We start from the raw sequence: 12,856 nt of genomic DNA on the forward strand, positions 1-12,856 counted from the left end.
ATAACTTCAGTGTTGACTGAAATCAACCCTCGAAACCGGTGCCGGCTCAACCCGGACAACTCAGGACCACTACGGCCGAGGACTGGCTCTCCTCAGGGAGTCGTCCAGCGCCAGACCAGGGGCGGCCGTCCGCCTTGGGGGAGGGCGGTGGCGTGTTGGGTGGTGCGTTGCAGTCCGGGGATGCGGTCCATGGTCCGGCCCAGGTTGGCGGGGTACGGGCGGTCGCCGGTGAGGGCTTCGGTGACGTCCAGGGCTTGGGCGGTGGTGAACTCGCGGCCCAGCAGGCCCGCGGTGAAGGTGGGGTCCCGCCAGAGCTTGTCGGCCAGGATCGGGCGGCAGTCGGTGACGATCCGGTTGTGGTCGAAGGCCAGGGGTGGGACCTCGTCCAGGCGGGTCCAGGTGGGGCCGGTGGGGGTCGCGGCGGGGTCGAGGGTGGCCCAGAGGGCGATGGAGAGGGTGGGGCCGCGGGGGTCGCGGTTGGGTTCGTCGAAGGTGGTCAGCTGGCCGGTGGCGGTGACCTCGGGGAGGCCCAGTTTCGTCGTGACGGCTCGGATCGCGGCGTCTCGGAGGCGTTCTCCCTTGCCCAGCAGGACACCGGGCAGGGCGAGGGAGCCGGCGAACGGGTCGAACGCGCGCGGTGCTACGGCCAGGTGCACGGTGTGGGCGTCGGGGGCGAAGCGCAGGGTCAGGACGTCCACGGACACCAGGGTCGATTCGGGCGCGGTCATGGTCGACCACTTTAGGTGCGGACGGTGTAGGAGGTGCGGTCCGGGCCGTGGCCTTCGACGGCGATGGGGATGCCCTGGCGTTCGAACCAGTCGTGGGGGAAGGGTTCCAGTTCGGGGGTGCAGGTGGTGAGGAAGTGCGTTCGGTCGTGGGTGGGGAGGGTGGTGGTCCGGGTGGCTCCGCTGCGGTAGGCGGTGGCGTAGTGGGTGGCGGGGGTGTCCCGGTGGGTGACGGCCAGGGCGTCGAGGCGGGCGTGGGTCAGGGCGTGGTGGAAGAGGACGGCGTCGAAGTGGCCGGTGCGCCAGGAGCCTTGGTACGTGCCGGAGTCGTTGTGGAGTTCCGGGTGGGGGAGGGTGTTGTCCTCGGTGGGGAAGGGGCCCGCGCCGTGGCGGGTGTGGTAGGTGCGGGTCACGCCGATCACCCGGGCCGGGCGGCCGGCGAGGAGGGTGCGGGCGTTGCGGGGGGTGGTGGTGGACCAGGTGGTGTGCGGGTGGAAGCCGTGGGTTTCGTCCAGGAGGACGCCCTGCGCGCCTTCGAAGATGAGGCGGCCGGTGTCGGCGAGGGTGTGGAAGTGGTCGTCGTTGACGATCCGGACGGCGTCGGCGAAGGACTTGTAGAGGTGGATCAGGTCGTCCACCGGGGTTCCGGTGCCGATGAGGGGTTCGTAGAAGCGGGCCAGGGTGTCGAGTTTGCGGCGGAGGGTGGTCGGGCGCAGGCAGTCGCCGACTGTGGGGGCTTCGCCCGGGGTGCCGAGGACTCGTTGGTGTTCGACGGTGTCGCCCGGGGTGTGTCCTGTGAGGAGGGAGTACCAGACGGTTTCGCCGATGCCCTTGCCGCAGGAGCCGTGGCGGTTGGTGCCTCGGGCGTCTTCGCGGGCGCGGTTGGCGGTGATGTGCAGGGGAGTGGTGAGGAGGGCGTCTTCGTGGACGGTGAGCAGGGACAGGGGGTCGGGGACGCCCAGGTCCGTCAGTTCGCGGGTTTCGGTGGCCAGGGCTATGGGTTCCACCAGGACGTGCTTCGACAGGTGGGTGGGGACGCCGGTCAGGGTGCCGGAGCCGTACTGGCTGAAGGTGTGGTGGCGGCCTTCGGCGACGACGTTGTGCGCGGCCTGGGCGCCGCCGTTGAAGCGGACCACGGCGGTGGTGGGGGCTTGGGCGCACAGGGCGTCCACGACCGCGCCCTTGCCCTCGTCGCCGAAGCCCAGGCCCACCACGATCAGGTGCTCGGTCATGCCAGCGTGACGGTGTCGGGGCCGTCGAGGTCGGCGGGCGTGGCCGAGGTGGCGACCGACTTGGCGCCGACCTGGACGAGGGCCTTGCCCACGGCGCGGCTCTCGTCGGCCGACCCGACCTCGGCGAGGTCGACCATGGCCTGGTCGAGGTCCACGACCCGCTCCTCCAGGCCGATGGTGGCGGCGATCAGCTCGCACACCGCGCCGGGGTCGTCGAGCTTGAGGAAGTGCTGGCCGAGCAGGCCGCGCCAGTGGTCGGCGATCTCGGGGTCGTCGTAGTAGTGGGACTGGTTGGGCAGGACGAAGTAGACGTGCCACTTGCGGGCCAGTTCGCGGTAGACCGAGGCGGGGTCGATGTCCTGGTGGACGTCGTCGCCGATGATGCGGCGGATGTGCCGGGCCTCCAGGCGGGGCTTGTTGAGCTCGTCGCCGATGAGGAACAGGTAGCCCTTGCGGCCCCGCTTCTCCCAGGCGTCGGTGGCGACGTGGCGGGCGACGAAGTAGGCGGCCAGTTCGTAGGACTCGCTCTTCTGCCCGCCGCCGTTGCCTTCCAGGAAGATGGTGCGCAGCTGCTCGTCCATGCGGTTGTCGGATTCGAACTGGCCGACCTGGAGGGGCACGCGGTCGCTGTCGGCGTCGCCGATGCCGCCGAAGAGGATCTGCGGGTCGGTGAGGTAGCCCTTGCGCTGCAACAGGCCGTGCAGCTTGCCGAGCTTGCGCTGCATGATCTGCGGGACGTAGCCCATGGAGCCGGTGACGTCGAAGAGGACGGCGATGGGGGTGGAGTCGGCGTGGTCGGCCGAGTCGCGGCACTCGCGGGCGGTGACGCCCAGCGGGTCGAGGGTGGGGTCGGCCTTCCACTGGTCGCGGGGGCCGGACTTGAGCTTGGCGGTGTAGCCGAAGTCGTCGAGGCCCTTGGCGGCGCGGAAGGTGCGGGCGGCGGCGTAGGCGTTGTCGTCCCAGCGTCCGTGTCCCATGGTCAGGCTCCTTGTCGGGGGAGGGCGAAGGGCCGGAAGGTCCTTGCGCCGTAGAGGTCTTCGAGCAGGTCGTCGTACTCGTCGAGCAGGTCGGCGGCGTCGGGGCGGGCCGCGGGGTTGTCCTGCATGCACCCTCGGGCGAAGGCGCGTTGACGGGTTTCGTTCGGTTTCAAGAGGTCCAGCATGAGTTGGTGTGCCATGTGGACGTCCGCGGCCGGGGTGAGGGGCTGCTTGCGGGTGGTTTCGGGCGGGTAGGTGGTGGAGCTGTCGAGGGCGAGCGGGGGTTGGCCGGTTTCGACGGCGAAGGTCCAGCCGGTGAGGACGATGCCGTGCTGTGCGGGGTGGACCAGGACGTTGTCGGTGGTGACGGCGCCGTGGACGAGGCCGGCGCGGTGGGCGCCGGCGAGGGCGCGCAGGAGTCGGCGGTGCATCCAGGCGTAGTCGCGGCCGTCGAGTCCTCGCGGGTAGGCGGTCTTGACCTCGGTCATCGTGACGAAGCCGTCGAGGAGCGGGTCCAGGACGGTGAAGGCGCGTTCGCCGCGTCCGACGTCGCCGGTGTCGTGGAGGGTGGGGTAGTAGGGCTTGAGCCAGCGGTGCTTGTCGGTGAAGCGGGCGAGGGTGTGCAGGGCGTGCCACTCGGCGTGGAGCAGGGGGTTGAGGGCGGGGTTGCGGACGAGTTTGACGACGTGCGGGCCGTCGGTGCGGTAGAGGTTGGCGACGCTGCCGACCGCGTGGAGGTCGGTGAGCCGGTAGGTGCCGCGCTCGGTGCGCAGGGTGACCGGTTCGGCGTGGCGCCAGTCGTGGTAGAGGCGGGTGAGGTCGGCCGAGGCGCGGTGGGCGCGGGTGTCGTCGGGGCCGACGCGGTCGGGGTGCAGTGCGGTGGCGAGGGCGCGGTAGAGGCGTCGGGCGTCTTCGCGGCGGTCGGGGGTGGGTGGTCCGAAGAGGCGGGTGGGTTCGGCGCCTTCGACTCGCCGGAGCGCCTCTTCCCTCGTGAACATGGTTTGAGTCTAACTGACTCAAACCTCGGGGGCAACGGTCCGCGAGATCGTCGGAAAATTCTGCGGTCGGGATGTAGAGCGGGTGGCCGTCAGCTCCGACCACAGGCCGACAGCACCGCGAGAGAGAGGACGACCACCGTGAAGTACCTGATGATGATCTACGGCAACCAGGAGAAGTGGGACGCCTTCACCCCCGAGCAGTGGGCCGAGGCCCTGCCGAAGTTCGACGCGTTCAACGCCAAGTACCGGGGGACCGGCGAGCTGCTGGGCGCCTACGGCCTCGGCGACGCCGTCAACGCCAAGCTGGTCCGGCGGGAGAACGGCGTCCCCGCGGTCACCGATGGCCCGTACCTGGAGACCAAGGGGTACATCGCCTCCCTGTACGTCCTGGACGTCGAGAGCGAGGACCGCGCCCGCGAGATCGCCGCCGACCTGCCCTACGCCGACGTGGAGCCGGTCGAGCTGTGGCCCGTCCTGCACGAGTCGGCATGACCGACCGCCTCACCGAGGACCTGCTGCGCGAGCTGGCGCCGCAGGTCCTCGGCGCGCTCGTGCGCCGCTACGGCCAGTTCGACACCTGCGAGGACGCCGTGCAGGAGGCGTTGCTGGACGCGGCGACCCAGTGGCCGGTCTCGGGCGTGCCCGACCACCCGAAGGCGTGGCTGGTCACCGTCGCGTCCCGCCGCCTGGTCGACCAGGTGCGCACCGAACAGGCCCGGCGGCGTCGGGAGCAGGCCGTCGCGCCCGCCGAGACCGCGCCGGAGACCGACGACCGGGACGACTCGCTGGCCCTGGTGTTCCTGTGCTGCCACCCGGCGCTGTCGGACCCCAGCCGCATCGCGCTGACCCTGCGCGCGGTCGGCGGCCTCACCACCGCGCAGATCGCCGCCGCGTTCCTGGTGCCCGAGGCGACGATGGCGCAGCGCATCAGCCGCGCCAAGCAGACGATCCGGGGTGTCGGGTTCGGCTCGCTGGCCCCGGCCGACCGCGCCGAGCGGCTGCGCGCGGTCCTGCACGTGCTCTACCTGGTGTTCACCGAGGGGCACACCAGCTCCGATGGCGTCGAGGTGACCGCGCCCGCGCTGTCGGGGGAGGCGATCCGGCTCACGCGGTGGCTGTCGGGTCTGCTGCCCGACGACACCGAGGTCGCGGGCCTGCTGGCGTTGATGCTGCTCACCGACGCCCACCGGCCGGCCCGCACCGCGCCGGACGGTGCCCTGGTGCCGCTGGCCGAGCAGGACCGCACCCGCTGGGACCGGGCGCAGCTCGCCGAGGGGCTGGACCTGCTGTCCCGCACCCTGCCGCGCGGCCGGGTCGGCCCGTACCAGGTGCAGGCCGCGATCGCCGCCGTCCACACCGAGGCGCCCACCGCGGAGGAGACCGACTGGCCGCAGGTCCTCGCCCTCTACGACCTGCTGGAGCACCTCGCGCCCAACCCGATGACCACCCTCAACCGGGCCGTCGCCCTCGGCATGGTGCACGGTCCGCACGCCGGCCTCGAGGTGGTGGACCGGCTCGCCACCGACAAGCGCCTCAAGGACCACCACCGCCTGCACGCCGTCCGCGCCCACCTGCTCGACCTCGCCGGCGACCCCGCCGCCGCGAGCACCGCCTACCGCGAGGCCGCCCGCCGCGCGCTCAGCACGCCCGAACGCCGCCACCTCACCCTGCGCGCCAACCGCCTGGCCGGGCCGTGATCGGCCGGCCGGGTGTCCGCCCCGGACGACCGCCGCCCCCGCCCGCCCGGCCCGGTCGGGTAGCCTGCCGCCCCGTGTCCCACCGCGCCACCGCCCCCCTGTACGCGGCGGGTTTCGTCACCGCCTTCGGCGCGCACGGCATCGCCGCGGGCCTGGGCGGCTACACCCACGCCTCCTTGTTGACCTTGGGCCTGCTGCTGGCCGTCTACGACGGCGCGGAGATCGTCCTCAAGCCCCTGTTCGGTTCCCTGGCCGACCGCATCGGCCCCCGCCCGGTCCTCCTGGGCGGCCTGCTCGCCTTCACCCTGGCCTCAGCTGCTTTCGTGATCTCCGGCAACCCCGCCACCGTGGGCGTGGCCCGCCTGGCCCAGGGTGCCTCCGCGGCCGCCTTCTCCCCGGCCGCAAGCGCCCTGGTGGCCCGCCTGACCCCGACGACCCACCACGGCCGGGCCTTCGGCGGCTACGGCGCGTGGAAGGGCTTGGGCTACACCACGGGCCCGCTCCTGGGCGGAGTCCTGATCTCCTTCGGCGGCTTCACCGCCCTCTTCGCCGCCCTGGCCGCGGTAGCCCTGACGGTCGCCATCTGGGCGGCCTTCGCCGTCCCGGCGGTCCCCCCGCTCCCCAAGACCCGCCAGACCCTCAGGGACCTGACCCGCCGCCTGACCAGCCCGGGTTTCCTCCGCCCCACAGCGGCCCTGTCCGCCACGACCGCCGCTGTGGCGGTGGGCGTCGGCTTCCTCCCCGTGCAAGCGGCGTCATGGGGTCCCTTGGTGTCCGGCGCGGCCGTGTCCTGCATGGCCGCGGCCGCAGCCCTGATCCAGCCGTTGGTGGGCAAGGCCCGGGACACCGGCCGCCTCCACGACACCACCGGCATGGCCACCGGCCTGCTGGTCGCCGCCGCCGGGTACGCGGTCGCCGCCACCGTGCCCGGCCTGATCGCCCTCTTCGCCGCCGCCATCGCCATCGGCGCAGGAGCAGGCGCGGCCACCCCGCTGGGTTTCGCCGCCCTGGCCGCCGCCACCGAGCCCGAACACCTGGGCCAGACAATGGGCAGCGCGGAGGTGGGCCGGGAACTGGGTGACGCCGGCGGCCCCCTCCTGGTAGGCGCCATCGCCACGGCGACCACGTTGAGCGGCGGGCTCCTGGCCCTGACCGCCGTCCTGGGCACCGCGGCGGTGGCGGTCGGCCGGCCCCGCGCTCAGAACGGGTAGTGCGCGTGCCGGGTCGCCAGCGTGACCCACCGCGTGGTCGTGAACGCCTCCACGCCCCACCGCCCCCCGAACCGCCCGTACCCACTGGCCCCCACCCCGCCGAAGGGTGCCTGCGGCTCGTCCGCCACCGTCTGGTCGTTCACGTGGACGATCCCCGTCCGCACCCGCCGCGCCAGCCGCAGCCCCCGCGTCCCGTTCTCGGTCACGATCCCGCAGGTCAACCCGTGCTCGGTGGCGTTGGCCAGCGCCACCGCCTCCTCGTCCGACCCGAACACCTCCACCGCGCACACCGGCCCGAACGCCTCCGCCCGGTACAGCTCCATCTCCGGCGTCAGCCCGGTCACGACCGTCGCCGGGTGCACGGCCCCGTCCGGCGCGCCGCCGCCGACGAGCACCGAAGCCCCCTTGGCACGCGCGTCCGCGACCAGACCGGCCACCCGCCGAGCTTCCGCCGCGTTCACCAACGGCCCGATCACGGTCTCCGGCGCACGGGGGTCGCCGTGGGGCAGCGCCGCCACCCGCTCGACGAACCGGGACGTGAACTCGGCCGCCACCGACGAGTGCACCAGCACCCGGTCACCGGACATGCAGATCTGCCCCGAATTCATGAACACCCCGAACACCGCCGCGTCCACCGCGTGCCCCAGGTCGGCGTCGTCCAGCACGACGATCGAGTTCTTCCCGCCCAACTCCAACACCGCCGGCTTCAGGTGCGAAGCCGCCAACGCCCCGACGACCCGCCCGACCCCCGTGGACCCGGTGAAGTTCACCACCCGCACCCGCGGATCCGCGATCAACGCCTCACCCACCACCGCGGCGTCCACCGGGTCGTTGGTCACGACGTTGAGCACCCCCGCCGGCAACCCGGCCTCGCGCATCACGTCCGCCAGGAACAACCCGGACGCCACCGGCGCTTCCTCGCTCGCCTTGAGCACCACGGTGTTGCCGGCCGCCAACGGAGCCGCGAACGCCCGCGCCCCCAGGATCAACGGCGCGTTCCACGGTGCGAAAGCCGCCACCACCCCGACCGGCTCCCGCACCGCCAACCCCAACGCACCGGGCTCCTCGGCGCTCAGCACCTCCCCGCGCGGCGCGGTCACCGAGGACGCCGCCTCGCGCAGGATGTTCGCCGCCAGGAACACGTTGAACCGCGCCCACGGCTGCGTCCCGCCCACCTCGGACGCCATCAGCTCCACCGCCGCGTCCGCCCTCGCGTCCAACGCGTCGGCCGCGTCCATCAGCAACCGCCGTCGCGCGAACGGCCCCAACTCGGCCCACTCGCCGAACGCCCGGTCCGCCGCGTCCACGGCCCGGGTCACGTCCTCGACGCCGGCCGCCGCGACGGTGGCGTACACCTCGCCGGTGTACGGGGCGATGTCGTCCACGGTGCGGCCGGACGCGGCGGGGATCTCCTCGCTGCCGATCAGCAGGGTGCGGTGGATGGTCATGGGTGTGCCTCCTGACCAAGGCAGGGATTGGTCGGTGCGTCGAGCCTAGGCACAAATGCGGTGATCGGGTTGTGTCAATGTGTACGCCGTTTGGTCGTGCGCGCACGGAGCTTCGGACGCACGAAGGGCACCGACACCACCACGAGAACTGTGAACGCGGTCAACCGCTGCAGTCCCGGCTCGTCCGCGAAGGAGGACCCGTGCAGGGCGTACAGGTTCGCCGCCAGGTCCGTCACCGCGATCACCACCGCGAGGTCCAACCCCGCCCGCCGCCACCACACCAGCAGCGCCGCCGCCACGGTGTCCAGCACCGCCAGCGACGTCCAATACCCGTTCACCCAGCCCGGCGCCCACGGGTAGGGCACCCACCCGCCGCGCACGAAGTCCGCCACGTGGTTCACCGCGCCGACCACCAGCAGCGCCGCGAGCAGCAGCACCCACGCGCGCACCACGTCCGACAGCTTACGGACAGCCCGCCAGCACCCGCTCCAGCGCCGCCCGCTCCGACGCCCGCACCGACAACCCGTACGCCGCCTTCACCCCGACGTAGATCCGCGCGTACGGGCACGCGTACCCCGGGTTGGGCGGCATCCACTCGTCGGGCGTGCGATCACCCTTGTCCTGGTTGACCTTCCCCTGCACGGCCACCAGGTTGCGCAGGTCGTTGGCCGCCTGCACCCGCCGCTCCGGCGGCCACCCCGCCGCGCCGCTGCGCCACATCTCCGCCAACGGCACCACGTGGTCGATCTGCACCTTGGACACGCTGGTCACGGTCTGCCCGGTGTACGGGTCGTGCAGCGTGCCCTCCTTCACCGCGCACCGCCCGTCCTTGCGCACCACCCCGACCAGGTCCCGCGCCAACACCTGGCTGCGCTGGTCGCACCCGTCACCGTCCACATCGGACCAGGGCCGCCCGAACACGCACGCGGCCCCGTTGTCGCAGTCCCGCACGTACCCGTCCATGCCACCGGGTTCCGCCACCGCCAGCGCCCCCAACTGCACCCGCGCGGTCGCGGTGTCCACCGTGCCCTCCGGCACCTTGTCGACCGGCGTCCCCTGTCCGGGCGCGAAACCGCACCCCGCCACCACCAACGCGACCAGTACCAGCACAGCACGGGACACGGGCACCTCCAAGGCGACTCACCCGTGAGGTACCCGTGCCCCGCGACCCGCCTAACGGCTCCGACCGGTGCAACGCCGTGCGCCGGTCAGCGGATCACCTGCCCTGCAACGACTTCACGTTGCGCCCGAACGTCCAGCCCTTCGACCCGTCCCAGTTGATCGACCAGGTCATCAACCCCTTGAGCTGCCCGCCGAACGCGTTCCACGCCTGCGCGACCTGGCTGGTCGACATGTACCCGCCACCCGCGCCCGGCTGCGCGGGCAGGCCCGGCACCTGCTTGTCGAACGGCACCCGGATCGTCGTCCCCTGCACGACCAGGCCCTTGTTCAGGCAGTTGGTCTGCGCGGTGAACCCCTGCACGGTGCCCGCCTGGTAGGAATCGCCCGAGCACCCGTACATGGAACCGTTGTAGTACTGCATGTTCAGCCACCACAGGCGGCCGTTGTCGGCGTACTTCTTGATGATCGGCAGGTACGCGCCCCAGATCGACCCGTACACGATGCTGCCGCCGGTCACGTACGCCGTCTCCGGGGCCATGGTCAGGCCGAAGTTCGCGGGCATCCGCGCCAGCACGCCGTCGATGATCCGGATCAGGTTGGCCTGCGACGGCGACAGCGAGTTGATGTTCCCGCTGCCCACCAAGCCGGTCTCGATGTCGATGTCGATGCCGTCGAAGTTGTACCGCTGGAGGATCGGCACGACGGTGTTGACGAACCGGTCCGCCACCGCCGACGAGCTCAGGTCGATGCCCGCCGCCGCGCCGCCGATGGACATCAGGATCGTCGCCCCGGCCGCCTTCGCCGCGCACATCTCCGCCGGGGTGGCGACCTTGACGTCGGTGTCCATGCCGTCCTCCCACAGCACCGTGCCGTCGGAGCGGATCACCGGGAACGCCGCGTTGACCACGTTGTAGCCGTTGGCCGCGATCCGGCTGTCGGTGATCGGGATCCAGCCCAGCGGCGGGTGGACGCCGTTCTTCGCGCCGTCCCAGTTCTCCCAGTAGCCCTGGAGCACCTTGCCCGCGGGCCGGGACTTCACCGCGCACACGTCCTCAGCCGCGTGCCCGACACCACTGGTGAGGGAGGTGGTGAGCAGGGCCGCCGCCGCGAAGGCGAGCAGCCTCCACATCCGATGGGTCATCTCTGCCCATGTCCAATCCCGGCGGCCAGAAGTGATCTATCGGAAAACCCATGGAAGCAGGGCCGCCGAGCGCGCCACAACCCGACGAAAGGCGCAACCTCTGGTAACACGGCGGGCATGGGTGACATCGCGGTGGTCGGGGGCGGGGTGATCGGCCTGACCTGCGCGCTGCGGCTCGCGGGGGAGGGGCACCGGGTCGAGGTGGTGTCGGCGACCGGGCCGGCCGACACGGTGTCGGCGGTGGCGGGCGGCCTGTGGTTCCCGTACCGGGCCGCGCCGGCCGACGCCGTGTTGCGCTGGGGGCAGGTGTCGTTGCGCCGTTTCGCGGAGTTGGCCCGTGATCCGGCGACCGGCGTGGCGTGGCGGGAGGGAGTCGTCCTGCACCGCACCCCCGACCCGGACCTGTCGTGGACCGCGGCCGTCCCCGACCACCGGCCGGCCACCGACCTGCCGCCCGGGGTGCTGTCCGGCCTGGTCTGCACGCTGCCGGTCGTCACCATGCCGACCTACCTGGCGTGGCTGGTGCAGCGCTGCGCGTCGGCCGGCGTGTCGTTCCGCTCGCACGAGGTCGCGCGGCCGGCCGAACTGCCGCAGGACACCGTGGTCGTGGCGGCCGGTCTGCGCTCGGGCGACCTGCTCGGCGACGACACCCTGGTACCGGTGCGCGGGCAGGTGGTCCGGCTGGCCAACCCCGGCCTGACCCGCTGGCTGGTCGACGACGACAACCCCGCCGGCCTGACCTACGTGATCCCGCGCGGCGACAACGTGGTGTGCGGCGGCACCGCCGACGAGGGAGCGACCGACCTCACCCCGTCACCCGAGGTCGAACACGCCATCCTGGCGCGCGTCCACGCCCTGGTCCCTTCGCTCGCCGGTGCACCCGTGGTGTCCCGCGCGGTCGGGTTGCGGCCGGTCCGGCCCGCGGTCCGGGTGGACCGGGTCGAGCGCGACGGCAAAGTGGTGATCTCGTGCTATGGCCACGGCGGCTCGGGTGTCACGCTGTCCTGGGGCTGCGCCGAAGACGTCGTGCGGCTGACCGGTTTGTGAGTGGGCCGGGACGGGCAACATCCCGGGGGAGAGGGGGTGCGCGGACGTGGGAACGGGTGGCGTGGTGGCCGCGGCGGCGCTGGCGGGCGTGGTGGCGGCCGGTGCCGGCGGGTTGGCCGCGCCCGACGACGAACCGTGGCGGGCGCTGGGCCTGGAGGTGGTCGACCGGGTCACCCAGGACGACCCCGAGTGCGTGTCCCACTCGTTCGGCCAGGTCCACGACCTGCTGACCACCACTCCGTGCGTGTCCCTGACCCGGCTGCTGATGACCGTGCGGGACGACAAGGGCACGCTGATCGCGGTGTCCGCCGCGTGGGTGCAGTTCGAGCGCCCGGAGGCGGCGGCCGAGTGGAAGCGCGTGGAGGACGTCCACGGCACGGGCGACATCAGCCCGCTCTCGCCGTCCCTGCTCCAACTGGACCCGATCACCTTCACCGCCCACCACTACGACTCGCAGCTGCTGGACACCACCGTCGTGATCGCCGAGTCCGAGCCGGTGAAGGGCCAACCCACCCCGGAGCTGCTGAAGGACGTCGCGACGGTCGCCGTCCGCACACCCCGCCCCTGACCCGCGCATTTGCCGGATCGGCAAGAAATGTGGCACCCCTCGGCGACGCCGGTGCACAGTGCGGCCATGACGACTGCCGAAGAGTACTGGGAGACCTTCTACCTCGACCGCGACCAGGTGTGGAGCGGCCGGGTCAACCCGCTGCTGGAGCGCGAGGTCCGCGACCTGCCACCCGGCACCGCCCTGGACCTCGGGTGCGCGGAGGGCGGTGACGCCGTCTGGCTCGCCGCGCGCGGGTGGCGGGTCACCGGCGTCGACATCTCCGCCACCGCCCTGGCCAGAGCCGCCGCGCGCGCCGAGGAGGCCGGGGTCGAGATCGCCTTCGAACGCCACGACCTCGCCGAGTCCTTCCCGGACGGCGAGTTCGACCTGGTGTCCGCCCAGTTCCTGCACTCGCCGGTGGAACGCGAGGGCGAGCGCGACGCCGTGCTCAAGCGCGCCAAGGACGCCGTCGCGCCCGGCGGGGTGCTGGTGGTCGCCGGGCACGCGGGCTGGCCGTCGTGGCAGCACGACCACCCGCACGCCGACTACCGCTTCCCGACCACCGCCGACGTCCTGGCCGCCCTGGACCTGGACGAGGACTGGGTGGTGGAGACCGACGAGGTGGTCGAGCGCGAGCACAACGGGCCGGAGGGCCAGCCCGGCACCCGCGCCGACAACGTGGTGCGGGTCCGCCGCTTGAGGTGAGGC

The 12,856-nt window shown here is 72.5% G+C and carries 14 protein-coding genes; 6 read left to right on the forward strand and 8 right to left on the reverse strand.

The window, feature by feature from the left end:
* Positions 1 to 92: 92 nt before the first annotated feature.
* The 4 genes from DFJ66_RS02225 to DFJ66_RS02240 are packed head-to-tail and all read right to left on the reverse strand — an operon-like array spanning position 93 to position 3,932.
* Positions 93 to 728, reverse strand: coding sequence for an NUDIX hydrolase (locus tag DFJ66_RS02225; protein WP_121217449.1), 636 nt, complete (start codon positions 726 to 728; stop codon positions 93 to 95).
* Positions 729 to 739: 11 nt separating this feature from the next.
* Positions 740 to 1,957, reverse strand: a complete 1,218-nt coding sequence (locus DFJ66_RS02230) for an adenylosuccinate synthetase (RefSeq protein WP_121217451.1) — start codon at positions 1,955 to 1,957, stop codon at positions 740 to 742.
* Entirely contained in the window at positions 1,954 to 2,934 is a 981-nt protein-coding gene (locus tag DFJ66_RS02235; RefSeq protein ID WP_121217453.1) for a hypothetical protein, read from the reverse strand. The genes DFJ66_RS02230 and DFJ66_RS02235 overlap by 4 nt, the downstream gene beginning before the upstream one ends.
* A gap of 2 nt (positions 2,935 to 2,936) precedes the next feature.
* On the reverse strand, positions 2,937 to 3,932 hold the full coding sequence (locus tag DFJ66_RS02240) for an adenylate cyclase (protein ID WP_121217455.1): 996 nt from the start codon (positions 3,930 to 3,932) through the stop codon (positions 2,937 to 2,939).
* Between the two features lie 138 nt (positions 3,933 to 4,070).
* On the opposite strand from DFJ66_RS02240, the gene DFJ66_RS02245 reads away from it, so the two are divergent.
* From DFJ66_RS02245 to DFJ66_RS02255, 3 genes are all read left to right on the forward strand, one after another.
* Positions 4,071 to 4,424, forward strand: a complete 354-nt coding sequence (locus DFJ66_RS02245) for a YciI family protein (RefSeq protein ID WP_121217457.1) — start codon at positions 4,071 to 4,073, stop codon at positions 4,422 to 4,424.
* Positions 4,421 to 5,629 carry an RNA polymerase sigma factor gene (locus DFJ66_RS02250; RefSeq protein WP_121217460.1) on the forward strand — a complete coding sequence of 403 codons (1,209 nt, stop codon included), beginning with the start codon at positions 4,421 to 4,423 and terminating at the stop codon, positions 5,627 to 5,629. The genes DFJ66_RS02245 and DFJ66_RS02250 overlap by 4 nt, the downstream gene beginning before the upstream one ends.
* A gap of 74 nt (positions 5,630 to 5,703) precedes the next feature.
* Positions 5,704 to 6,840 carry an MFS transporter gene (locus tag DFJ66_RS02255; protein WP_121217463.1) on the forward strand — a complete coding sequence of 379 codons (1,137 nt, stop codon included), beginning with the start codon at positions 5,704 to 5,706 and terminating at the stop codon, positions 6,838 to 6,840.
* Here the strand turns inward: DFJ66_RS02255 and DFJ66_RS02260 are convergent.
* The 4 genes from DFJ66_RS02260 to DFJ66_RS02275 all read right to left on the reverse strand — a co-directional run bounded on the left by DFJ66_RS02260 (position 6,828) and on the right by DFJ66_RS02275 (position 10,551).
* Positions 6,828 to 8,288 carry an aldehyde dehydrogenase family protein gene (locus DFJ66_RS02260; RefSeq protein ID WP_121217465.1) on the reverse strand — a complete coding sequence of 487 codons (1,461 nt, stop codon included), beginning with the start codon at positions 8,286 to 8,288 and terminating at the stop codon, positions 6,828 to 6,830. The two genes, DFJ66_RS02255 and DFJ66_RS02260, sit on opposite strands and share 13 nt — an antisense overlap.
* A gap of 74 nt (positions 8,289 to 8,362) precedes the next feature.
* On the reverse strand, positions 8,363 to 8,740 hold the full coding sequence (locus DFJ66_RS02265) for a hypothetical protein (protein WP_211350937.1): 378 nt from the start codon (positions 8,738 to 8,740) through the stop codon (positions 8,363 to 8,365).
* Positions 8,741 to 8,750: 10 nt separating this feature from the next.
* Positions 8,751 to 9,410, reverse strand: coding sequence for an HNH endonuclease family protein (locus DFJ66_RS02270; RefSeq protein WP_147459152.1), 660 nt, complete (start codon positions 9,408 to 9,410; stop codon positions 8,751 to 8,753).
* Between the two features lie 94 nt (positions 9,411 to 9,504).
* Positions 9,505 to 10,551, reverse strand: a complete 1,047-nt coding sequence (locus tag DFJ66_RS02275; RefSeq protein ID WP_121217469.1) for a chitinase — start codon at positions 10,549 to 10,551, stop codon at positions 9,505 to 9,507.
* Between the two features lie 117 nt (positions 10,552 to 10,668).
* Between DFJ66_RS02275 and DFJ66_RS02280 the strand changes: the two genes are divergently transcribed.
* The 3 genes from DFJ66_RS02280 (at position 10,669) to DFJ66_RS02290 (ending at position 12,853) form a co-directional block, all read left to right on the forward strand.
* Positions 10,669 to 11,598, forward strand: coding sequence for an FAD-dependent oxidoreductase (locus tag DFJ66_RS02280; RefSeq protein ID WP_121217471.1), 930 nt, complete (start codon positions 10,669 to 10,671; stop codon positions 11,596 to 11,598).
* Positions 11,599 to 11,644: 46 nt separating this feature from the next.
* Positions 11,645 to 12,166: a hypothetical protein gene (locus DFJ66_RS02285; RefSeq protein ID WP_147459153.1), complete on the forward strand. Its 522-nt coding sequence runs from the start codon at positions 11,645 to 11,647 to the stop codon at positions 12,164 to 12,166.
* Positions 12,167 to 12,232: 66 nt separating this feature from the next.
* Positions 12,233 to 12,853 (forward strand): class I SAM-dependent methyltransferase, encoded by a 621-nt coding sequence (locus DFJ66_RS02290; RefSeq protein WP_121230519.1) that lies wholly within the window; start codon positions 12,233 to 12,235, stop codon positions 12,851 to 12,853.
* Positions 12,854 to 12,856: the final 3 nt, after the last annotated feature.

Origin of the sequence: Saccharothrix variisporea (assembly GCF_003634995.1) — a bacterium.
GTDB lineage: Bacteria > Actinomycetota > Actinomycetes > Mycobacteriales > Pseudonocardiaceae > Actinosynnema > Actinosynnema variisporeum.

Bases quoted from the DNA above. Each gene is read 5' to 3' on its own strand.
- DFJ66_RS02225 (WP_121217449.1), bottom strand. From the start codon at position 728: ATGACCGCGCCCGAATCGACCCTGGTGTCCGTGGACGTCCTGACCCTG.
- DFJ66_RS02230 (WP_121217451.1), bottom strand. From the start codon at position 1,957: ATGACCGAGCACCTGATCGTGGTGGGCCTGGGCTTCGGCGACGAGGGC.
- DFJ66_RS02235 (WP_121217453.1), bottom strand. From the start codon at position 2,934: ATGGGACACGGACGCTGGGACGACAACGCCTACGCCGCCGCCCGCACC.
- DFJ66_RS02240 (WP_121217455.1), bottom strand. From the start codon at position 3,932: ATGTTCACGAGGGAAGAGGCGCTCCGGCGAGTCGAAGGCGCCGAACCC.
- DFJ66_RS02250 (WP_121217460.1), top strand. From the start codon at position 4,421: ATGACCGACCGCCTCACCGAGGACCTGCTGCGCGAGCTGGCGCCGCAG.
- DFJ66_RS02260 (WP_121217465.1), bottom strand. From the start codon at position 8,288: ATGACCATCCACCGCACCCTGCTGATCGGCAGCGAGGAGATCCCCGCC.
- DFJ66_RS02275 (WP_121217469.1), bottom strand. From the start codon at position 10,551: ATGACCCATCGGATGTGGAGGCTGCTCGCCTTCGCGGCGGCGGCCCTG.
- DFJ66_RS02280 (WP_121217471.1), top strand. From the start codon at position 10,669: ATGGGTGACATCGCGGTGGTCGGGGGCGGGGTGATCGGCCTGACCTGC.
- DFJ66_RS02290 (WP_121230519.1), top strand. From the start codon at position 12,233: ATGACGACTGCCGAAGAGTACTGGGAGACCTTCTACCTCGACCGCGAC.